13 protein-coding genes are annotated in these 21,648 nt (G+C 72.7%); 5 read left to right on the plus strand and 8 right to left on the minus strand.

The features are described 5' to 3' along the window. Positions 1 to 390: 390 nt before the first annotated feature. The gene (locus tag ABD236_RS07430; protein WP_344071528.1) at positions 391 to 2,772 is read right to left on the minus strand and encodes a phosphoketolase family protein; all 2,382 of its coding nucleotides are present in this window, start codon (positions 2,770 to 2,772) and stop codon (positions 391 to 393) included. Between the two features lie 55 nt (positions 2,773 to 2,827). Here ABD236_RS07430 and ppk2 point away from each other — a divergent pair, with 55 nt between their 5' ends. After that, positions 2,828 to 3,631 carry a polyphosphate kinase 2 gene (gene ppk2 / locus ABD236_RS07435; RefSeq protein WP_344071529.1) on the plus strand — a complete coding sequence of 268 codons (804 nt, stop codon included), beginning with the start codon at positions 2,828 to 2,830 and terminating at the stop codon, positions 3,629 to 3,631. A gap of 265 nt (positions 3,632 to 3,896) precedes the next feature. On the opposite strand, the gene ABD236_RS07440 is transcribed toward ppk2, so the two are convergent. Together ABD236_RS07440 and ABD236_RS07445 are read right to left on the minus strand one after the other, a co-directional pair. Then, complete coding sequence (locus tag ABD236_RS07440; RefSeq protein WP_425543833.1) at positions 3,897 to 5,495, minus strand: amidase; 1,599 nt, start codon at positions 5,493 to 5,495, stop codon at positions 3,897 to 3,899. 110 nt (positions 5,496 to 5,605) lie between these two features. Next, positions 5,606 to 6,553, minus strand: a complete 948-nt coding sequence (locus tag ABD236_RS07445; protein ID WP_344071531.1) for a helix-turn-helix transcriptional regulator — start codon at positions 6,551 to 6,553, stop codon at positions 5,606 to 5,608. A gap of 91 nt (positions 6,554 to 6,644) precedes the next feature. Between ABD236_RS07445 and ABD236_RS07450 the strand changes: the two genes are divergently transcribed. Together ABD236_RS07450 and ABD236_RS07455 are read left to right on the plus strand one after the other, a co-directional pair. Continuing rightward, positions 6,645 to 10,862 (plus strand): S8 family serine peptidase, encoded by a 4,218-nt coding sequence (locus ABD236_RS07450; RefSeq protein WP_344071532.1) that lies wholly within the window; start codon positions 6,645 to 6,647, stop codon positions 10,860 to 10,862. Positions 10,863 to 11,094: 232 nt separating this feature from the next. Then, on the plus strand, positions 11,095 to 12,084 hold the full coding sequence (locus ABD236_RS07455; protein ID WP_344071533.1) for a PI-PLC domain-containing protein: 990 nt from the start codon (positions 11,095 to 11,097) through the stop codon (positions 12,082 to 12,084). A gap of 18 nt (positions 12,085 to 12,102) precedes the next feature. Here the strand turns inward: ABD236_RS07455 and ABD236_RS07460 are convergent, their stop codons facing one another. Beyond that, positions 12,103 to 13,683: an alpha/beta hydrolase gene (locus ABD236_RS07460; protein WP_344071534.1), complete on the minus strand. Its 1,581-nt coding sequence runs from the start codon at positions 13,681 to 13,683 to the stop codon at positions 12,103 to 12,105. A gap of 387 nt (positions 13,684 to 14,070) precedes the next feature. On the opposite strand from ABD236_RS07460, the gene ABD236_RS07465 reads away from it, so the two are divergent. Together ABD236_RS07465 and ABD236_RS07470 are read left to right on the plus strand one after the other, a co-directional pair. Next, positions 14,071 to 14,445, plus strand: a complete 375-nt coding sequence (locus ABD236_RS07465; protein ID WP_344071535.1) for a PadR family transcriptional regulator — start codon at positions 14,071 to 14,073, stop codon at positions 14,443 to 14,445. Next, positions 14,442 to 15,530, plus strand: a complete 1,089-nt coding sequence (locus ABD236_RS07470) for a hypothetical protein (protein ID WP_344071537.1) — start codon at positions 14,442 to 14,444, stop codon at positions 15,528 to 15,530. Before ABD236_RS07465 ends, ABD236_RS07470 begins: the two co-directional genes overlap by 4 nt. Before the next feature lie 32 nt (positions 15,531 to 15,562). Here the strand turns inward: ABD236_RS07470 and rph are convergent, their stop codons facing one another. The 4 genes from rph to ABD236_RS07490 all read right to left on the minus strand — a co-directional run bounded on the left by rph (position 15,563) and on the right by ABD236_RS07490 (position 21,633). After that, positions 15,563 to 18,160, minus strand: a complete 2,598-nt coding sequence (gene rph, locus ABD236_RS07475; protein ID WP_344072241.1) for a rifamycin-inactivating phosphotransferase — start codon at positions 18,158 to 18,160, stop codon at positions 15,563 to 15,565. 164 nt (positions 18,161 to 18,324) lie between these two features. After that, a complete protein-coding gene (locus ABD236_RS07480; protein WP_344071539.1) occupies positions 18,325 to 20,517 on the minus strand; it encodes an MGH1-like glycoside hydrolase domain-containing protein in 2,193 nt (730 codons plus the stop codon). A 47-nt stretch (positions 20,518 to 20,564) separates the two neighbouring features. Continuing rightward, entirely contained in the window at positions 20,565 to 21,110 is a 546-nt protein-coding gene (locus ABD236_RS07485; RefSeq protein ID WP_344071540.1) for a hypothetical protein, read from the minus strand. A 151-nt stretch (positions 21,111 to 21,261) separates the two neighbouring features. Then, entirely contained in the window at positions 21,262 to 21,633 is a 372-nt protein-coding gene (locus ABD236_RS07490) for an acyl carrier protein (RefSeq protein ID WP_344071541.1), read from the minus strand. Positions 21,634 to 21,648: the final 15 nt, after the last annotated feature.

Here is a 21,648-nt window from a genome sequence, read left to right on the forward strand (position 1 = left end):
GTTCTACCGGCGTCCCCCGGGCCTGGCAACGACCCCTCCTACTAGGGAGCCTCGCAGCGGGGGACCCACGACCCCCGGTTCACGGGGAGGCGCTTTATGCAGGTAGGGCCCCCTGTGCGCCCATCGTGGCGGCGGTCTGGAGGCCTACGAACCTCGCTCGGACGTGACGTGGGTCCTATGGGGCGAGTCACCTTCGAGCCCCCTGAATGTCACTAAAGGTGACGGTTTGTACCCTTTTAACAGGCTAGTGGGACGTCGCTATCCCCTCGGAATCAGAGGAAAACGGCGGGCTGGGGCGTGCTTCTTCGGGCGGTCCGCCCAACGCGCGCGCACCGGCTGGCCCCGCCGCACCCGGGCGCGACCGCGTGCGGCGGGACGGCGAACAGGCGCTCAGGCGTTCCAGGTCCACTCCGCGATCTCCGGCAGGTCGGTGCCGTACTCGCGGATCCAGGCGTGGTGGCGGGTGCGGGCGTCGGCCATCTGCTGGCGTACGGCGGCGGCGCGCACCCCGAGGCCGGGAACGCGGTCGACGACGTCCATGACCAGGCGGTAGCGGTCCAGGTCATTGCGGACGACCATGTCGAACGGCGTGGTCGTGGTGCCGGACTCCTTGTAGCCGCGCACATGCAGGTTCCGGTGGCCCGAGCGGCGGTAGGCGAGGCGGTGGATCAGCCACGGATAGCCGTGATAGGCGAAGATCACCGGCTTGTCCTGGGTGAACAGACCGTCGTACTCGAAGTCGCTCATCCCGTGCGGGTGCTCCTCGTGCGGCAGCAGCCGGGTCATGTCGACCACGTTGACCACCCGGACGGCGAGCTCCGGCAGATGGCGGCGCAGCAGCTGGGCCGCCGCCAGCACCTCCTGGGTGGGCACGTCTCCGGCGCAGGCCAGCACGACGTCCGGCTCGCCGCCGTTCTCGGTGCCCGCCCACTCCCAGATCCCCGCCCCCCGGGCGCAGTGCGCGCGGGCGGCGTCCATGGGCAGCCAGTCGAAGCAGGGCTGCTTGCCCGCCACCACGACGTTGACGTAGTCGCGGCTGCGCAGGACGTGGTCGGCCACCGAGAGGAGGGTGTTGGCGTCCGGTGGCAGATACACCCGTACGACCTCGGGACTCTTGTTCAGGACGTGGTCGACGAAGCCGGGATCCTGGTGGGAGAAGCCGTTGTGGTCCTGGCGCCACACATGCGAGGTCAGCAGGTAGTTCAGGGAGGCGATCGGGGCGCGCCACGGCAGCCCGCGGGACGTCTTGAGCCACTTGATGTGCTGGTTGACCATCGAGTCGACGATGTGCACGAACGCCTCGTAGCAGGAGAACAGCCCGTGCCTGCCGGTGAGCAGATAGCCCTCGAGCCAGCCCTGGCAGGTGTGTTCCGACAGGATCTCCAGCACCCGGCCGTGGTGGTCGAGGTGCTCGTCGACCGGGAGGCGCTGGGCCTGCCAGGCCTTGCCGCTGACGTCGAAGACCGCCTGGAGCCGGTTGGAGGCCGTCTCGTCGGGCCCGACCAGACGGAAGTCGCGGCGCCCCTCGGTGTCCCTCATCACCCGCGCCAGGAGGTCTCCGAGCACCCGGGTGGGCTCGTGCAGCGTCCCGCCGGGCTTGTCCACGGGCACGGCGAAGTCGTCGAGCGCGGCGATGGGCAGGTCGCGGACCAGGAGTCCGCCGTTGGCGTGCGGGGTGGCCCCCAGCCGCCTGGCGCCTTCGGGGACACAGGCGAGCACGTCGGCGGTGGGGCGCCCGTCCGGGCCGAAGAGCTCGTCCGGCCGGTACGAGCGCAGCCAGCCCTCCAGCTGGCGCAGGTGTTCGGGGTTCTCGCGCACCCCGGCCAGCGGAACCTGGTGGGCGCGCCAGGTCCCCTCGACCGGGACGCCGTCGACGTCGGCTGGGCCGGTCCAGCCCTTGGGGGTACGCAGGACGATCACCGGCCAGCGCACCCGCTCGGTGACACCTTCCTCGCGGGCGGCCCGCTGCGCCGACGCGATCCGGTCCAGGCAGCCGTCGAGGGCGCGGGCCATGGCGCGGTGCACCTGGGCCGGGTCGTCGCCGCTCACATGGACCGGCTCGTGCCCGTATCCCCGCAGCAACGCGTCGAGTTCCTCCTCGGGGAGCCGGGCGAGCACGGTCGGGTTGGCGATCTTGTAGCCGTTGAGGTGCAGGATCGGGAGCACCGCGCCGTCGTGCACGGGGTCGAGGAACTTGGTGGAGTGCCAGGCCGTGGCCAGCGGCCCGGTCTCCGCCTCGCCGTCGCCGATCACACAGGCGACGAGCAGGTCCGGGTTGTCGAAGGCGGCGCCGTAGGCGTGGGAGAGCGAGTAGCCCAGTTCACCGCCCTCGTGGATGGAGCCGGGCGTCTCGGGCGCGACGTGGCTGGGCACGCCGCCGGGAAAGGAGAACTGCCGGAAGAGGCGGGCCATCCCCTCTCCGTCGCGCGGCACGTCCGGGTAGGTCTCGCTGTAGCTGCCTTCCAGCCAGGAATTGGCGAGGACGGACGGCCCGCCGTGCCCCGGTCCCCACACGCACAGTGCGTCGAGCCCGCGCGCCCCGATCACCCGGTTGAGGTGGGTGTACACGAGGTTCAGACCGGGCGAGGTGCCCCAGTGGCCCAGCAGCCGGGGCTTGATGTGCTCGGGCCGCAGCGGCTCGGTGAGCAGCGGGTTGGACATCAGATAGATCTGGCCCGCCGCGAGGTAGTTGGCGGCGCGCCAGTGCGCGTCCAGGGTGCGCAGCTCCTCGTCGGAAAGTACGGTGGCGTCCGGGTGTTCGACCTTGGACATGGGTGGGACTCCAGAAGTCGTCGGGGCGGGTCATTCATCGGGCGGTGGAGGCGGCATGGCCGACAGTCGGGCGGCGGTGCTGCCGCGCAAGGTGTACGAGCGGGAACTGCTGCGTCTGCAGACGGAGTTGGTGAAGCTGCAGGAGTGGGTGCGTGCGACGGGTGCCCGTCTGGTGGTGGTCTTCGAGGGAAGGGACGCCGCCGGCAAGGGCGGCACGATCAAGAGGGTGGCCGAGCACCTCAACCCCCGGGTGGCACGAATCGTGGCGCTGCCCAAGCCGACCGACCGTGAGCGCGGCCAGTGGTACTTCCAGCGGTATGTCGAGCACCTGCCGGCCGCCGGGGAGATCGTGCTGTTCGACCGGTCCTGGTACAACCGGGCCGGAGTCGAACACGTCATGGGCTTCTGCACGCAGGAGGAGTACCAGCGCTTCCTTCGCCAGTGCCCCGTCTTCGAGCGGATGCTCGTCGAGGACGGCATGCTGCTGCGCAAGTACTGGTTCTCGGTGAGCGACACCGAGCAGCAGGACCGCTTCCGCCGCCGGCTGGAGGACCCGCTGCGGCGCTGGAAGCTCTCCCCCATGGACCTGGAGTCGATCACCCGGTGGGAGGCCTACTCCCGCGCCAAGGACGACATGCTCGTCCACACCGACATCGGCGAGGCGCCCTGGTACGTCGTGGAGAGCGACGACAAGCGGCGGGCCCGGCTGAACACGATCGCCCACCTGCTGGCCTCCGTCCCGTACGAGGAGACGGCGCCGCAGGTGCTGCGGCTGCCGCGCCGGCCGCCCTCGACCGGCTACGAACGCCCGCCGCGCAGCCTTCAGACGTACGTCCCGGACCACGCGGCGAGCCTGTGAACAGCCGGCCGCCTCGCCCATTCGCCGCTGGTGGGCCCGGACGGCCGCTGTCCGCACGAGGCGCCTCCTCCCGGAGTGTGTCAGCAGTCAAGGACGGCTGCCGGGGACGCGCGGTGGTGACGCACGGCGTGCACCGGATGGCCGAGGGGGCCGCCGTACAGACCGCGCCGGCGCCGTGGCACCAGTAACCCCCCGGCCGTCTCCGCGTGTACAGGGGGAGACAGGACACCTCACGCGGGCCGAGTTGGGCCCGCGGCCGACCGACTCAGTGGGCGCTGGGGCCCACCGACGGCAGATAGCGCGGTGCGCGCCAGGCCTCCAGCCGTCGCTCCACAGCGGCGCCCAGCGACAGCAGGCCCGTGTCCTGGCGGTCACCGGCCATCAGCAGCAGACCGACCGGCAGCTCGCCCACGGATCCGGCGGGAACCGACAGGGAGGGGTAGCCGGAGACGGCCGCCGGGGTGGAGGACGGGATCACGTCGTTGTCCCCGCGCGCGCAGTCGGTCGTCCAGGCCGGCGGGTTCGTCGGCGCGGCGATGGCGTCCAGGCGGTGGGCGGCCAGCGTCTCGTCGATCGAGCGGCGGGCCAGATCCGTCAGCTCCGCGCGCATGGCCCGGTAGGCCGGGTCGGTGGTGGGCGGGGCGGCGAGGGCCTGCTCGAAGAGCTCCTGCCCCGCGAAGCACGTCCGCTCCTGCGGGTGCGTGCGGTTGAACGCGATCAGCGCCGCCAGGTCGCGCGGCCCCCGACGCGTGGCGAGGTAGGCGTCGATGTCCCGGTGGAACTCGCTGAGCAGCGCCGGGAACTCGAGCTCCGCCAGTCGGGCCTGGTACGGGGGCGTCACCTCGACGACCTCGGCACCGGCGGCGCGCAGTTTCGCCGCGGTGGCGCTCATCAGGGCGTCCACGTCGGAGCCGAGCGAGGGAAGCCGCCACAGCCCGATGCGCTTGCCCCGCAGCCCGTCCGGGCGGCCCGCCCGTGCGCCGGTGGCGTCGCGGGGCGACAGGCCGGTGAGGTCCGCCGCGCGGTCGCCGGTGAGTACCGCCAGCGTCAGCGCGGTGTCGATGACATTGCGTGCCATGGGTCCGGCGGTGTCCTGCTGGGCGGAGATGGGCACCACTCCCCGCTGGCTCACCAGGCCCAGGCTCGGCTTGAGGCCGACCACGCCGTTCATCCCGGCCGGGCAGACGATGGAGCCGTCGGTCTCGGTGCCGATCGCCACCTGGGACAAGGACGCGGCGAGCGCGGCGGCCGAGCCCGCGGAGGACCCGCACGGATTGCGGTCGAGGACGTACGGGTTGTGGGTCTGTCCGCCCACGGCCGACCACCCCGATGTCGGCTTCGCCGCCCGGAAGTTCGCCCACTCCGACAGATTGGTCTTGCCGAGGATCACCGCCCCCGCCTGCCGCAGCCGGGCGACCAGCACGGCGTCGCGACCTGGCGGCTCGCCGGCCAGCGCGAGCGACCCGGCCGTGGTCGGCAGGTCACGGGTGTCCACGTTGTCCTTCAGCAGGACGGGAATGCCGTCGAGCGGTCCGCGCAGTCGGCCGCCGCGCTGCCGCGCGTCGCTGGCCGCGGCCTGCCGCAGGGCCGACGGATCGGTGTAGAGCACCGCGTTGATCTTCGGGTCGACGGCCTCGATACGCCGCAGATAGGCACGGGTCAGCGCCAGTGACGTGAGGCTCCCCTGGCCTCTGCGTGCCTGTAATTCCGGGATCGTCACGGTGTCCAGGTCGATTCCCTCGAGGGAGGCCGCTCCGGGCGACGGCGTGCCACCGGCGCCGACGCCCCGCGCACTCACCCCCGGAGCGCTCGCCAGCAGCGACCCGGCGACCACGGCGGCCATCAACACGCCAACTCTGCTCATTCTCATGGGAGTCAGGGCACTACACGCCCACCGCCCGGCGCAAGGGCCCCGTCCCCGGTCGAGACCTCCGCCGGGCCCTCCGGCAGACTTCGCCGAGCCCCGCCAAGGGCTCAGATCCACCCCCGTCGTGCCGCGATCACCCCCGCCTGGAAGCGGTTGGCCGCGCCCAGTTCCTCGTGCAGCCGGCTGATCCGGCGCCGCATCGTCCGTACCGACCAGCCCAACTGGCGGGCGATGGCCTCGTCCTTGAGCCCGCTGACCAGCAGGGTGAGCATCTGGCGGTCCTCCTCGCTCAGGGGGTCCTCGGCGGGCGCGTCCAGTGGGGTTGCCGTACGCCAGCACAGCTCCCAGTAGTCGATCAGCCCGTCCAGGAGGGCGGAGGGGCGGATGACGGCCGCGCGCACCTCGGCCGTGAAGTCGAGGGAGAGCGGCATCAGGGCGAGGCGGCGGTCCGCGATGGCCAGCTTGATGCGCAGACCGGGCAGCACCCGGGCCTGCTCGCCGTGCGCCACCAACTCCCGGATGTCACCCAGCACACCGGGCCATTCCAGGGCCTCGGGCGCGTACACGGCACGGTAGCGGACGCCCCGGGTGAGGGCCGTCGCCTCGACCGGGTTGGAGGTGGTGAGCGCGTACGGCGGCCGGTCCAGCGTGATGACCTCCTCGCGCGCCTCCTGTTGCAGCCGGACGAACCAGCGGCCCAACGCCTCGCCGCCGGTGATGACTTCGACCTGTTCGGAGCCGCCCTGCTGGGCCGTGGTGAAGAGGCGGGAGAGCTCGCCTGCCGCGGCCCGTACAGCGTCGAGGTCGGCGGTGCGGGAGCGGACCAGGGACTCCAGGGCCGCGCCCGGCTCAATGGCCGCGTAGCGGCGGCGCGTTCCGGCGAGCCGCCCCACCAGGCCGTTCTCACGCAGCCGGTCCAGGGCGCGGGCCACCCGCTCAGGAGAGCAGGACAGGTCGTCGGCCAGCTCCGCCGGGGCGGCGGTGTGGCGAACCAGGATCGCTCGGTAGACGCTCTCGTCGAACGGGTCGACGCCCGCGGCGGTCAGCTGGGACATGACCAGGATCTTGGCCCGTATGTGCCAGGGGCAGCAATGGGCCAGGCCAAATCGTTGTCTGGACCACTGGATTCCGATTACTTGGTCCGGCATGACCCCTCGTAGATCCCTCACCGCCGCGGTCGCGGCCGCCGTCCTCGGTGGCCTGCTGTCGGCGGTGCCCCAGTCCGCCACCGCGGACCCCCGTCAGGATCCGGAGCAACGTGTCATCGTCACGCTGTCCGGGGAAGCCGCCGCGGCCGGAAAGGGCGTGCTGCGCGCCGGCGACGCCCGGGCGGTCGGCTCGGACCGGGCCGCGCTCGCCGATCGGCAGAAGTCGTTCCTCGCCCGGGCCAACGGCGCCGGGCTGCACGCCGGTTCGCCACGCACCCTGAATCTGCTGCTCAACGCGGTCGCGGTGACCGTGAAGGCCTCCGAGGTCGCCGCGCTTAAGCGGTTGCCCGGAGTGGTCTCCGTCGTTCCCGACGCCAAGATGCGCCTGCTCACCGACGCGAGCGTGCCGCTGATCAACGCGCCGCAGGTGTGGCGCCGCAAGGACCCGGCGGGCAGCGGCGCCGACGGCAAGGGCGTGACCGTCGCCGTCCTGGACAGCGGGGTCGACTACACCCATCCCGACCTGGGCGGCGGCTTCGGCCGGGGGCACAAAGTCGTCGGCGGTTACGACTTCGTCAACCGCGACGCCGACCCGATGGACGACAACGGCCACGGCACCCACGTCGCCGGCATCATCGCGGGCAAGGCCGCGACGCGGGGCGGTGTGACCGGTGTGGCGCCGGGCGCGGACATCCTGGCGTACAAGGTCATGGACGACGCGGGCGCGGGCTACACCTCCGACATCGTGGCCGGTATCGAGGCCGCGATCGACCCGGCCAACCCGCACCGCGCCGACGTCATCAACATGAGCCTCGGCGGCTACGGCGACGGCACCGACCCGCTCGGCGCGGCCGCGACCGCCGCGACCAGGGCGGGCGTTGTCGTCGTCGCCTCGGCCGGCAACGAGGGGCCGGGCAGGGGCACCATCAGCACCCCGGCCGCCGCCGACGGCGTCATCGCGGTCGGCGCCTCCATCAGCGGGCTGCGCATACCCAGCGCCGCCTACAAGGGCGGCGGGAAGATCCAGGCGTACCGTGGGCTGGTCTCCGCGAACCCGCCCGGCAGGCCCTTCACGGTCGATCTCGTCGATGCGGGACGGGGCACCGAGGAGGACTGGCAGCGGGCGGGCGACGTCAAGGGCAAGGCCGTGCGTGTGGACATGCTGGTCGCCCAGTCCCCGCGGGACCTGTACCTGAACGAGATCGAGATGGCCCGGGAGGCCGAGCGCCGCGGTGCGGTCGCCCTGATCGGCGGGCCGTCCGGCGGCGGCGGACCGGTGTTCGCCGCGGCGGGCGCGCCGACGCCGGACCTGCCCCAGGCCTCCTCCGCCGACGGCTCGGTCCCGCTCGCCGCGCAGACCTCGCTCAAGGACTCCGGCGACTCACTGCGTATGGACACCCTGGTCATGCTGGGCATCGACTCCACCCAGTACGCCGAGCTCGGCCGCCGGCTGGCGAGCGGCCGGGTCCAGGTGACGGTCAGCGGCACGGACGTCACCGACCGGATCGCCTCGTTCTCCTCGCGCGGTCCGGACCTGCGGTGGGGCCTGAAGCCGGATCTGGTCGCACCGGGCTACGACATCCGCTCCACCATCCCCACCTCCCTTTACGCGCCCGGCTATTACCGCATGTCGGGAACGTCGATGGCGGCGCCGCACGCGGCGGGCGCCGCCGCCCTGCTGCGCCAGCTGCACCCCGGTGAGACCCCGGCGAAGGTCACCTCCGAGCTGGTGGGCTCCACCAAGCAGCTCAAGGGGTACGGGACGAGCACCGCCGGCTCCGGCCGCCTCGACGTCGCCGCGGCCGCCGACTCGGCGGACACCGGGATCACCACCAGCCCGGCCACCCTCTCCTACGGGCTCGCCGACCTCGCCCGGCACACGGTCGGCGGCAGCCGCAAGCTCACCGTGACCAACTCCGGCACCCGCGCCCGTACCGTACGCCTGAAAGCGAGCGGCCCGGCGAGGGTGAGCCCGAGCACCCTGCGCATCCCGGCGGGGGCCGCCGCGACGGCCACGGTGAGCCTCCGGGCCGAACGCCCGGACGGTGAGGCCGAGATCAGCGGCACCGTGGCGGTCACTCCCGAGCACGGGTCCGCACTGCGCGTCCCGTACCTCCTGGTCGTCCGGAAGCTGTTCCTCCAGGCCGGTCCCGACCCGAGCGACGGCACCTCCACCGCCGTCGTCCTCACCCCGGCGCCGCTGGCCGAGCCGCCGGTCCTGACCGTCACCCCGCCGCACGGCAGGCCCTACACCGTCACCACCAGACTGCGCGGCGCCAACGTCTACCAGGCCGAGCTCACCGGCCGCGGCGAGGGCGCGCACCTGGTGTCCGCCGAAGGCCGGACCGCCGACGGCAAGACGCTGACCAGCAACCGTGACGGCTTCGAGGTCACCCCCGCGGACAGCCGCACCTCCCGCTGGCAGCCCGTCGGCCCCAACTCCGAGAGCGGCGACCTCACCCTCGCGCCGAGCGCGCCCGGCGCCGCCGTCCTCACCCAGTACGACAAGGCCGGCCCCTGGTCCACCGTGGACAACGGGGCGACCTGGGAGCAGCACACCCGGCTGCCGCTCACCGACGTGGCGTCCCGGGCCTTCACCGTGATCGACCCGCACAACGCGAAACGCTGGTGGTACGCGGCCAACAGCGCGTCCGGCATCCCCCGCAGGGGATCCATCCTGCGCACGCAGGACGGCGGCCGCACCTGGCAGACGCTCAACACCCCCGACACCCGCCTCGTCGACTTCCTCACCGACGAGACGGGCCGAACGCTCCTCGCCGTCACCGCCACCGACCTGCTGATCAGCCGGGACGGCGGCGACACCTGGAGCACCGAGCCGCTGGGTATCCCCGTCGACGCCGTCTACGACGTGGCGATCGGCGGTGACAGCCTCTACTTCTCGGCGGGCACGTCGGTGTGGAAGCGCGACGGCCTGTCGTCGGGCAGCCTCGGCAAGGCCACCAAGGTGTACGAGCCCGGCGGCGGCAAGGTCTCGGTCACCGTCGTCGCGGACCGCGAGGTCGTGGCCGTGTACGAGGTCGGGTCCGGCATCGTCGGCTCCTTCGACGGCGGCAGGACCTGGGCCACGCTGGACAACCACGGGTACGGCGGCACGGGCATGACCCTCAGCGGCGGCGACATGTACGTCGGCTACGGCAGGGACATCCGCGTCGGCCGCGACCACGGCCGCCACTGGAGCACCGTCCCGGCGGCCAACCGCGCCTCCACCACCTCCGACTTCGACCGCTGGCCCGACGGCTCGCTGACCGTCTCGGCGGACGGGGCCGGCCTCTACCGGGGCACCCCGGACGGCAGGGACTACCGGCGCCTGGGCGTCCAGGGCGGCACCGTCAACTCCCTCGCCCTCAGCGGGAACCAGCTGCTCGCGGCGGGCCCGCAGGGCACACACCGCTCGCGCCTGCCGGTCTCCGGAGCCGAGTGGGGCACCACCGGCGGCGAGGGCATGATCGGCAAGGAGACCCGGCTGCTCCAGACCTCCGCCAAGGACTCGCGGATCGTGTGGCGGGTGCGCAGCGGTGCCTGGGGCGACTTCCACCTGGAGCGCAGCGGTGACGCGGGTGCCACCTGGCAGCAGAAGGGCGAGAGCAACGGCACGGTGTTCGCCATGGCGGTGCACCCCGCCGACCCCGACCGCGTGTACGTCTCGTACACGAACCTGCTGGGCAGGGGCCTGTTCTCCACCGAGGACGGCGGCGCCACCTGGAAGAACCTCCTCGACGACCGGACGTACTTCACCGCCGTCGCGGGCGACCCGAAGAACCCGGACCGGCTCTGGCTCGGCGCCCCCGACGGGCTCTACCGGTCCGACAACGGTGGCGACGACATCACCAAGGTCGCCGACGGGCGCGTGGACACCATCGAGTTCGCCGGGCCGAAGATGCTGACCGGCGGTGACGCGATCAGGGTGTCGACGGACGGCGGGAAGACCTTCCGCACCGCCGACACCGGCAGGCTGCCGCTGCGGGTGAGCGACCTGTTGCAGGTCGGCAACACCCTCTACGCGGCCACCACCCGCTACTGGGAGACGGCCCTGCCGCGCGGCGGCCGAGGCGTCCTGCGCTCCACGGACGGCGGCCGCACCTGGCACAACATCTCCACCGGCCTGCAGAACCTCAACGCCACCACCCTGGCGGCGGCCGACGGCTGGCTGTACGCGGGCACGGTGCAGGGAGGGGTGCACCGGCTGAAGCTCTGACCCGGGTGAGGGGCGGGGCGGCGCGCCGCCAGCAGGCGCGCCGCCCCGGCGGACAGGCAGGCCATCCGGGCACAATCCGCTGCCCGAACACGCCGTCCCGCGGGTTCGCACGTCCCCAAGTGCCGGGATTCCCTGGCGACCTGGGCGAAGCGTCCCGCACGCTCGGAGGGTCCAGGCACCGCACCCGCCGGCACCGACCACGCCGGCGGACACCCAAGGGGGAATCCTCACTTTGACCACTCACCTTCGACACGGCTCCGGCCTGCGGACGGTACTGGCGCTGGTGGCCGCGCTGTGCGGGCTCATCGGTGCCACCACGCTCAGTACGACCCCGGCGGCAGCGGCCGACCAGCGGCAGGCGATCTACGCCATCGCGCACCGGGTCGACACCCTGGACGGGGTGGACGCCGCGCTCAAGCACGGCGCCAACGCCATCGAGGTCGACGTCTGCGCCTGGTGGAACCCGAACGAATGGCGTGCCTACCACGACTGTTCCTCGGCCGGTGACGACCGGCGGGGCCCCAGCTTCGACAGCATGATCGACCGTATTCTCGCGAACGCCGGCGCGGGGCGGCGGCTGTCGCTGGTCTGGCTGGACATCAAGGACCCGAACTACTGCGGCGAGGCACCCAACCGCGCGTGCAGCGTCGCCGGGCTGCGCGACAAGGCGCAGCGGCTGACCGGCGCCGGGATCCAGGTGCTCTACGGCTTCTACGAGTACCACGGCGGCAGCACCCCCGACGTCGGCGGCCGGGGCTGGAAGAGCCTGGAAGGCAGGCTCGGCAGCCTGGAGGGCATCACCACGACCGGCACCCGCGACCAGGTCAACGGCGCCTTCAACCGGTCCGGTTCGGGTTTTCCTACCGGGCGCCGGGCCATGGACTACGGCGACAGCGACATCACCAAGGGCTTCGGCAACTGCACGGAACCCACCTACAACACCTGCGCGGAACTGAAGAAGGGCGCCCAGGACCGTGCCGCCGGGCGGCTCGCGGCCACGCTGTCCTGGACGACCACGTACAACGACCCGTGGTATGTCGACAAACTCCTCGGCGATGCCCGCGTGGACGGCATCATCGCGGGCTATGGTGCCTTCACCGGGGTGCGGGAGTACGACGACAGCTGGCAGTGCGCCAACGCCGTCAACCTCGTCCGCGACTGGGTGAACCGCCACAGCTCCACCCACCGCATGGCCAACAGCGGTGACCGCCTCTTCAGGTGACGGCCGCCCGTGGGCAACTCAGCCGCAGATCAGGCCGTTGCGCGGGCGGGTGCCCTTGATGAGGTACGAGTCGACCGCGCCCGTGATGCAGGCGTTGCCCGTGTGGTAGGCGCCGTGGCCCTCGCCGCGCAGGGTGAGGTGGACGCCCACCTTGTCGCCCAACTGCCGCGCCATCGCCGCCGCCCCGGCCGCCGGGGTGACCGGGTCGCCGGTGTTGCCGATCACGACGATGGGCGCCGCGCCCCTGGCGCGGACATCGGTGGTGTCGGCCTTGCCCGGCACCGGCCACTGGCTGCACTGGGCCAGCGTCCAGGCCAGCGGTTCACCGAAGGCGGGGGACGCCTGGCGGAACCGCGGCAGCACCCGCTGCACCTCGGCGGTGCTGTAGCGGTGCTTGTCGTCGGCGCAGGTGATGGCGCGGCGGGCGGCGCCGGCGTTGCTGTAGCGGCCCCGCTCGTCGCGTTCGGCCCCGCTGTCGGCCAGTGAGCTCAGCACCGCGCCCCGCCCGTGGTGCATCGCCTCGTCGAGCCCCGCCGCCAACTGCTTCCAGCCCGCCTGGTCGTTGAGGGCGGCGGCCATCCCCTGGGTCGCCCGGTAGCGGGTGAGGGTGCGGCCGTGCTGGGCGGGCAGCGGCCGCTGGTCGAGCTTGCCCAGCAGCGCCATGACCTTGCGGTTGCCCTCCGCCGGGTCCGTACCCGTCGGGCACCGCGCACCCCGCGACGCGGCGCAGTCCCGCAGGAAGTGCTCGAGGGCCAGTTGGAGTCCCTCGGCCCGGCTCACGGAGGCCCGCAGGGCGTCCTGCCCCGGGTCGGGCGCCGCGTCCAGCACCATGCGGCCCACGTTCTTGGGGAAGAGGTGGGCGTAGACGGCGCCGACCTTGCTGCCGTGGGACGCACCGAAGTAGGTCAGCTTCTTCTCCCGCAGCACCTGGCGGATCAGGTCCAGGTCGCGGGCGGCGCTCTCGGTGTCCATATGCGGCAGGAGCTTGCCCGAGCGCGCCCGGCAGGCCGCCGCGAACCGCTTGTTGTCACCGGCGTCGGGCCCGGGCCCGTCCAGGGCGTCGATCGCCGCCTGGTCGTCGAGGTCCGCGTCGCTCAGACAGCGCACCCCCGCGCTCTCCCCCACACCGCGCGCGTCGAAGCCGACCAGGTCGTAGTGGGCGTGCAGCCGGCTGTACTCGGCGGCGAGCCGAGGCAGCGCGGCCACACCGGACTTCCCCGGCCCGCCGACGTTGAGCAGCAGCGCCCCGCTCCCACCGCGCTCCACGGCCTTGCCACGGATCAGGGCCAGGCCGAGCGTCTCGCCCTCCGGCTTCGCGTAGTCGAGCGGCGCCCTGACCGTGGCGCACTCCCACTGCCTGCCGGGCGCCCCGCCCCCGCCCTGCGCCGCGGTCGGCGCCGCGCACGGCCGCCACGCCACCGGCTGACCGCTCAGCGCGGCGGGCAGCGGCTGGCCGGACGTGGCACCGGGCGGGCGGCCGGACTCCACGGCGGACTTCGCCGTGTCGGCCATATGGCACCCGGTGAGGGAGAGCGCGACACCCGTGGCCGCGACGACCAGAACGCCGTACCGGATCGCGGAGGACACTGCTGAGGACATGGAGGGTTACCGATCGTCGTGCTGGCCGGGTGCCCCGGCCGCCGTGGCCGAGGGCATACGCGCGGAAGCGACCGGCCGAACCGTCCGCTCGGACCGTCGGCTCGTCCCGCGCGCCGATCACAGGGATCGCAACGCCTGATGCCACCCCACCGGGAAGTCCCTCTTACTGTGGCAGCCCGCCGCCGCGCGCCCATCCCCCCGGAGAGCCAATCCGCGTCATCCCCAAGGCGGACCCACGCGGACGAAGCCGCTCCTTGAGCATGACAACCAGCCCACCCGCACTTCTCTCCCGATTCTCGCCGCTCTCCCCTCCCCCACCAGGAACAACTCTTCCGACTCTTCGACTATTATCAAAATCCAACTAGTCGGGGTGCTCGGGGAGGGGCCATGCCGGAGGTCCAAGCCGCGTGGCTGCGCGCGTCGTTGCCGTTGTGTCTGCTCGGCGTGCTGGCCACCGAGGGCGAGAGCTACGGCTACGCCCTGATCCAGCGGCTGGGCGAGGCCGGTCTCGGGGGTCTCAAGGCGGCCACCCTCTATCCGGCTCTCGGCAGGCTGGAGGAAGAGGGCGCCGTCGAGGTGCGCTGGAGTGCGGGGGACGGCGGCCCCGGGCGCAAGTACTACCGCCTCACGCCCACCGGTCGCACTCGGCTCGCCCAGGAGTACCGCTCCTGGCGGGCTCTCGACGACGTGGTGAGCGCGCTGGCCGGGGACGGCTCCTCCGCACGCACGACACCCGGGAACGATGGGGGCGAGGATCGATGACGCACGGCACCGAGCAGCGGCCTGCCTGGACGCACAAGGACGACGAGAGTTGGGCGGCGCAGTTCGAACTCGCTCTGGTCTACCACCACAACCCGCCGGACGGACTCGTCGCCGAGGTGCTCGCCGAGGTCCACGAGATCGCGGCGGAGGCCGGCCAGCCCCTGCGTCAGGTGGTCGGGGAGCCGAAGACCTACGCCGATACGGTCGCGGCGGAGCGCATCAGTGAGACGCGGCGCAGCGCCGAGGGCCTGGACGGCGCCACGGCGGGCGGCCGGTTCACGGCGGGGCTGGTGCTCGCGGGCGTCCAGACAGCGCTGTTCGGCCTCGTGCTCTGGATGAGCGACGGGTTCTGGCTGTCGGCCGGATGGCCCGAACTGACCGGCGCGGCGCTGCTGACCGTGCTGTCCGTCGCGGTGTCCGGGGTGCTGCCCGAACTGCGGGCCGCCGCACGGCTGCGCGCCTGGCGTTTCTCGCTGGCGGCGGTCTGCGTCCTCGTGATGGCCACCGCCGGCCTGTTCACCGCCGTCCCTTCCCGGCCGCTGATGGAGGTGCCCGCGCCCGCGCTGTTCGGTGTCGGGGGCCTGTTGGCCGTCGCGGGGTTCCGGCTGTCCGAGGAGCGGGCCGGACGCTGGTTCCTGGGGCGGCGCGCCACGGCGGAGCCGGTGGGGGACGACGCCTGGCTGGCGCGCCTGGAAGCGCTGCTTCGAGGGCGGCACGGCTACCCGCCCGCCGCGGCCGCGCGCTGCCGGGAGGAGGCCCGGGACCATCTGCGGGCGTCCGGCGGTGGCGCGGCCGAGGAGTTCGGTCCGGTCGAGGTGTACGCGCTGCGGCTGGCCGACACCCCGGGGCGCAAGAGCCGGTCGGCGCGCGCCCATCTGATCCCGGCCGTGGCCATGTGCGCGATCGGCCTCAGATGGGGCTACGACGTGCTCGCCCACCCCGAGCCCGGATCGGTGTGGTTCTGGGCCAAGGCCGCGGTGCTGCCCCTGGGGGTGTGGGCGTGGGGCTCGTCGCTCCTCGACATCGTCTCGGCGATGCGCCACGGCACCCGGAAGGGCACGGCTCGGCGCCACCACTCCCCGTAGAGAATGGCGCCGGGCCGTGCACGTGCGGCCGGTCAGGACAGGATCTCGACGTACCCCTCGGTCCCGTGCACCCGGATGCGCTGACCGTCCCGGATCAGCCGGGTGGCCTGCCCCACGCCCACCACGGCCGGCAGCCCGTACTCCCGGGCGATCACCGCGCCATGGGTCATCAGCCCGCCCACCTCCGTCACCAGGCCCGCGATGCCGACGAACAGGGGTGACCAGCTGGGGTCGGTGTAGGCGGTGACCAGGATGTCGCCCGCCGCCAGATCGGCCTCCGCCATGTCGAGGACCACGCGGGCCCGCCCTTCGACGGTCCCGGCGGAGACCGGCAGACCGACCAGGGCTCCGGCCGGCACGTCGTCGCGCCGGTACGCCCCCGAGAGGGCCTCACCGTCCGAGGTGAGCACCCGGGGCGGGGTGAGCGTCTGGTACGAGCGGAACGCGTCCTTGCGCTGCTGGACCAGCCGGTCGTCCATCTGCTGCGAGCGCACGACGTCGTGGAACTCCTGGAAGGTGAGGTAGAAGACGTCGTCCTTCTCCCGGAGCACACCGGCCCGCACCAGGCGCTCCGCCTCCGCCAGCAGGGCCTGCTTGTAGACGAAGTAACGGCTGATGATGCCGTACTTCGGGTACTCCCGGTACCCGATGAAGGTGCGGACCCGGTCGATCATCCGCTTGGCCTCGTCGGCCTTCTTGTCGCCGTCCGGAAGAGCCCGCAGACGCGACAGCACGTCCTGTTCCTTCTTCAGCGCCCGCTGCCGGCCTTCCTCGAAGCGCCGCTCGGCGGCGCCCGGCCCGAAGTTGCGGACGTTGTCGAGGATCGCCGGGACGAGCGTGGTGGGGCGTTCGCGCCAGCGCGGCCGGGTGATGTCGATCTCGCCGACGCAGCGCATGCCGTACCGGTCGAGGTAGGCCTCGATGGCGTCGCGCGCCCCGGTCCCGCCCGGGAGCTTGGCCAGTTCCTCCAGGAAGTCCTCGTCCCGCACGCCTTCCAGGAACGCCACGACCTCCGCCCGCGGCCGGATCACATCGGCCACGTCGAGCAGCGCCAGCCCCATCTCCGACGTGACGTTGCCGGGAGCGGACAGCGTGAGCGTGTCGGCCGCGTTCTTCTCGCCCAGCCACTCCCCCAGCTTGTCGTTGAGCCACCAGGTGGCCTCCATCCCCGCCATGATCGCCTGCATGCTCAGCGGATCACGGACGTTCCGCTTGTGCTCCTCGAAGGCCTCCAGCAGGAAGTCGAACAGCGCCGGTCCGGTCTTCGTCCGGATCCCGCGCTCCAGGGCCTCGACGGACGCCCGACTGCGCTCGATGAGCTGGGTGACGAGGGCGGGATCGGTCTCGATCGGGGCGGGCGCGCCTCCGGCAGGCGGCCCCGTGGGAGCGGCGTCGGGCAGCGAGGGAACGAAGTCGCCGCGCTCGAGTACGGTCTCCAGCGCGTCCCTGACCAGCGGATCACCCTTCCCCATGAGATCCAGCAGGGCGGTGCGGCTCGCGGGCGAGGCCAGCCGCCCGGTGACGTCGACGAACAGCCGCCCCCCGGCCTCGTGCATCGGCGCCATGGCCGTCAGCTGCCACATGGAGATCCCCAGCGGCTTCATGGCGTCGGTCATCATCTGCTGGTGGCCGACGGAGACATAGACGTGGTTCTCCTGGTCGTGGGCCTCGGGGACGGGGAACAACGTCGTGATCGGCCGGCTCTGGACGATCTGGAAGGTGCCGTCGGCCCAGCACCATTCGATGTCCTGCGGGCGGCCGAAGTGCGCTTCGATCCGCCGCCCCAGCTCTACGAGCCGTACGACCTGCGCGTCCGTCAGCGCCGGCTGCTCCTGCCGCTGGGCGTCGACCGCCACCTCCCGCGTGCCGCCCTCCGGCAGGGCCTCGAGCGCACGCTGTTTGGCGGCGATCGTCCTGGCCACCACCGCACCGTCCCGCACGGTGAAGACGTCCGGGTTCACCAGTCCGGAGACCAGGGCCTCGCCGAGGCCGAACCCGGCGTCCACGGTGGCGACCTTGCGGTTGCCCGTGACGGGGTCGGCCGTGAACAGGATGCCCGCCGCGTCCGGGAAGACCATCCGCTGCACGACCACGGCCATCTGGACCGTACGGTCGTCGACGCCGCCCCGCCGTCGGTAGGTCACGGCCCGCTCGGTGAACAGCGAGGCCCAGCAGCGGCTGATGTGCTGGAGGACCGCGGACGCGCCCCTGATGTTCAGATAGGTGTCCTGCTGACCGGCGAAGGAGGCCGTCGGCAGGTCCTCCGCCGTCGCGCTGGACCGCACGGCGTAGGCGGCGTCCTCGCCGGACCGGGCGAGCGCGCGGGTGATCGCCGCCGCGAGATCGTCCGGGATGGCGATCCCCTCGATGCTCCGGCGGATCTCCGCGCTGAGCGTGCGGATCCCCTCCCGGTCGTCCGGCTCCAAGCGCGCCAGCTGGTCGAGCAGACCCTCGATCGGCGGCGCTTCCGCCATGATCCGCCGGAAGGCGTCCGTCGTCACACAGAAGCCGCCCGGTACCTGCACACCCTCGATCCCGGCCAGGGCTCCCAGATGCGCGCCTTTGCCGCCGACGACCGCGGTCTGTGTCCCGTCGACCTCTTCAAGATCCCGTACGTACTGCTCGGTCACCGGTCGTGCCCTCATTTCCGCAGGCTGTGGCCTCGGCCGACGATTCTGCGGTACGACGGGGGCCTTGCCGCAAGCCCCCCACCGCGCTATAACTTAAGAGTGGCAAGGAGAGTGCTCTCCTTGCCTTTCTCTTTTGGCCCGGACGTGGAGTGGACGACGCTCGGTCAGCGCTCCGTGAGCAGGGGCAGCAGCAGCGCCGCGGACCAGCTGAAGTTCGGCGCGTTGAGACCGGCGCCGGTCAGCGGGTCGTAGTTCTCCCGGATCGGCCCGTTCCCGGTCAGGCCCGCCGCGCCGTCGGTCAGGCGCGCGGTCAGCGCGTCCGCGTCGTGGCCGAAGCCGTAGCGGCGCAGCCCGGCGATCGCGAAGTACGCCTGGTCGAGCCAGACGGGGCCGCGCCAGTACTGCCGCGCGGAGAAGTACGGCGAGCTCCTGGCCACGGCCGGCAGGGGCAGCGGTGTCGCGAACTCGCCCGGGTCCAGCAGGTGTTGGCGTACGGCGGACGCCTGGGAGGGGCTCGCAACGCCGGTCCACAGCGCGATGGCGCCTTCGATGCCCCGGCCCCGCTCCGTCAGCCGGGCGCCCGTGCCGAGCCCGGTGTCGTAGAACCACCCGGTCGCCGGGTCGTACATCCGCTCCCGTACGGCCCGGGCGGTGGCGGCCGCCCTGGCGCGCCAGCCCTCGGCGGCCGTCCGCTCCCCCAGCTCCGCGGCGATCCTGCCCAGGTAGCCCTGGTCGGCGGCGAGGTAGGCGTTGAGGTCCACGGACTCCTGGGTCAGGGAGTAGCCGGTCACCCGGCCGGCGCCGTCCCGGTTGGGCACGACCGAGGTGCCCAGTGCGGCGTCGAAGCGCGGCGCGTCGTCCATGCCGCTCTCCCAGGCCGCGGCCAGCCGCTGCCGCGCGGGCGAGTCGTTGGCGGGGTCGACGGTGGCTCCGTACTCCGCGAGCCCGTCGTGGTCGTGGTCCCGGTTGCGGTACCACCACCGCTCGCAGGCGACCAGCTTCGGGTACACCTCCCGCAGGAAGTCCTTGTCGCCGCCGCGCCGGTAGACCTGCCACACCGACCAGGCGCCCAGCGGCGGTTTGCTGTTGCGCTCGTTCCAGTTGGTGCCGCCGCGCCCCGGGCCGTTGTAGAAGACGACGTCCGGGATCATCCCCGCGTCCTGCGGCCGGGTCGTCGAGCCGGGCGGTATCTGGTGGTCGAACATCGCGCGGATCTGCGACCGGGCGAGCCGCGCATCGAAGCGCGCCGTGCCGACGGCCTGCTTCCAGGTGTCCCACGCCCAGAAGCCGCCCGCGAACCACTTGTACGACAGGGACGGCGTGATCCCGTCGTGGGCGAGGTCGCCCGCCGCGCCGCGCCAGTTGGTGACCAGCGTCTCCAGCGCCTTGACGGCGAGCCGCCGCCGGGCGACCGGCACCCCGTCGGTGACCCGCTCCACATAGCCTCGCCAGCGGGTGTCGACGGCTCGCACGGTCTTCCCCGGGTCGGCGAGCACCTGCCGCGCCGCTCGGGCTTCCGAGGCGCGCTCGGCCCGCGTGAAGGTGTAGCTCTCGGTCCAGTCCACAGACCGCCGCCCGCCGGGCGCGAGCGTGAACGGCTGGGCCAGTTCCGTACGGTAGGAGTCGCCCGCCACGGTCGTACGCACCGCGTCCGCGTGCCGGACCTCGAAGCGCTCGGTGCCGTCGGTGAGGAAGTCGTCCGCCGCGCGCACCTTGGCGAAGGCGACAGCGACGCCCTCGGGCGCGGCCCTCAGCGAGGGCGCCTGCCGCATCGGGTCCTCCACGGGCCGCAGAAGGCTGCCGGTCCAGTCGGCGGCGAGGGTACGCGGGGCGCGACCGGTGTTGCGCACGGTGGCCCGGACCAGCGCCGTGCGGTGGGTGGCGTACCGGAGTTCAAGCGTGAGCCCGAGGCCGCCGCCGATGTCGTACGCCTGGAGCAGCGATCCCGGCCGCGCGGTGAAGCGCGGCTCACCGCCGGCGGCGAGGTCGAGCGCACGGCCTTGCTCGCTCAGGCGGATACGGCTGAACGAGGTGCTCAGCCACCAGGGGTACTCCTGGGCGATGTAGAGGGGGCCGGTGAATCCGCCATAGCCTTCCGGCTTGTCCGCGAGGGGCAGGGCGTAGGCGTGCCAAGCCCCCTGATCGGCGAAGACGTTGACCGGGTTGTTGTCCTTCGCGTCTCCGGGGAGCGCGGCTGCGGGCGCGCCTCGCAGGTCGAGGACGTCGTCGTAACGGGCGGCCGGCTCTTGGGCGGCCGCGTCGGCACGGGGGCGGGCCGCGACCGGGGACGGGAGGCAGGCGGCGGCCACGGCCAGGAGGAGGGCGAGCAGGAGCGGGGTGCGCGGGCGCCGCCGCACGGGCCGGTCCGGTGCTGCCCGGAGCCAAGGAGTGTGCCCGCCGCCCTTCACAGCCAGCTGACGCGCACGCCGGTGGCGTCCGGGCCCGCCTGGGCCGGCGGGCGGCCGAGTTCGCCGGACCACACCCGCTCCAGGAGCCGGCGGACGGTGTCCACGATCTCGGGCGCCGCCGTGCGCAGAGCGTCCGCGTCGGCCGCCGTGATGTCGTCCGGTGCGATGCCGGTCTCCTTCAACAGCTGGGCGGCGTTGGTGAGTTTGCCACTCAGCCACGCCAGCGGGTCGCGGGTGAGCTCGTCGACGAAGACCCGTGGGCAGGGGTCCCAGCCGTTGAAGTCCGGGTGGTGGTGGGTACGGTCGAAGGTGCGCGGGGCCGCGTCCGCGTCCTGGAGGAGGTCCACCCGCCACAGGGGGCGGCCGACGGTGATGGGCCGGGCGGCGTAGATGGTGCCGGTCAGCTCGCCGGGTTCCAGGACCCGCAGCTCCAGCCGCACCCCGCGCTCGGGGGTCTCCTGGCCGGGCGACGGGTGCGGATCGATGAAGTAGAGGTCGCTCACCACGACGCCGACCCGCTCGAAGCCGAATGCGTACAGCACGTCAACCCACCCCCAGGACTGGTCACTTGACACGTGCGCTCGTGCGTACGAGCCTACGGCGGCTCTGGCGCTGTCGACAGCGCCAGAGCCGGCCGCGTTTCCGCCGCCGCGCACCGGGGTGCAAACCTCGCGCTCCGGCAGTCGGCGGCTGTCATACGGTCGGTGCCCCGTCGGTCTGTGCGGACAGCAGGCACTCCGCCTGGGCCAGGGCCGTGGGATCCTCGAAGAGGCGGTTCAGCAGCGCACCCTCCAGCTCCGCCGCCTCGACCTCGTCGTAGCCGCGCTCCTCCAGCAGCCTGCCGATGGCCTGGAGCGCGAGCAGCGAATAGCCGCCGAGCTCGAAGAAGTCGCTGTGGCGGACGTCGATCGCCTCGGGGTCGATCTGGAGGAGTTCGGCCCAGATCCGGCGGACCGATTCGGCCACGCGGGCCGGTGCGGCCTCGGGTGTCCGCGCTGCGGCGGTGTTCGGCGCGGTGGCGTCGTCCGGGGTTGCGGTGATGCGGGCGGTCGATTCTGTGGACACGTCTCCCCCAAGGGG

Source organism: Streptomyces crystallinus (assembly GCF_039521265.1).
In the GTDB taxonomy this organism is placed as follows: Bacteria; Actinomycetota; Actinomycetes; order Streptomycetales; family Streptomycetaceae; genus Streptomyces; species Streptomyces crystallinus.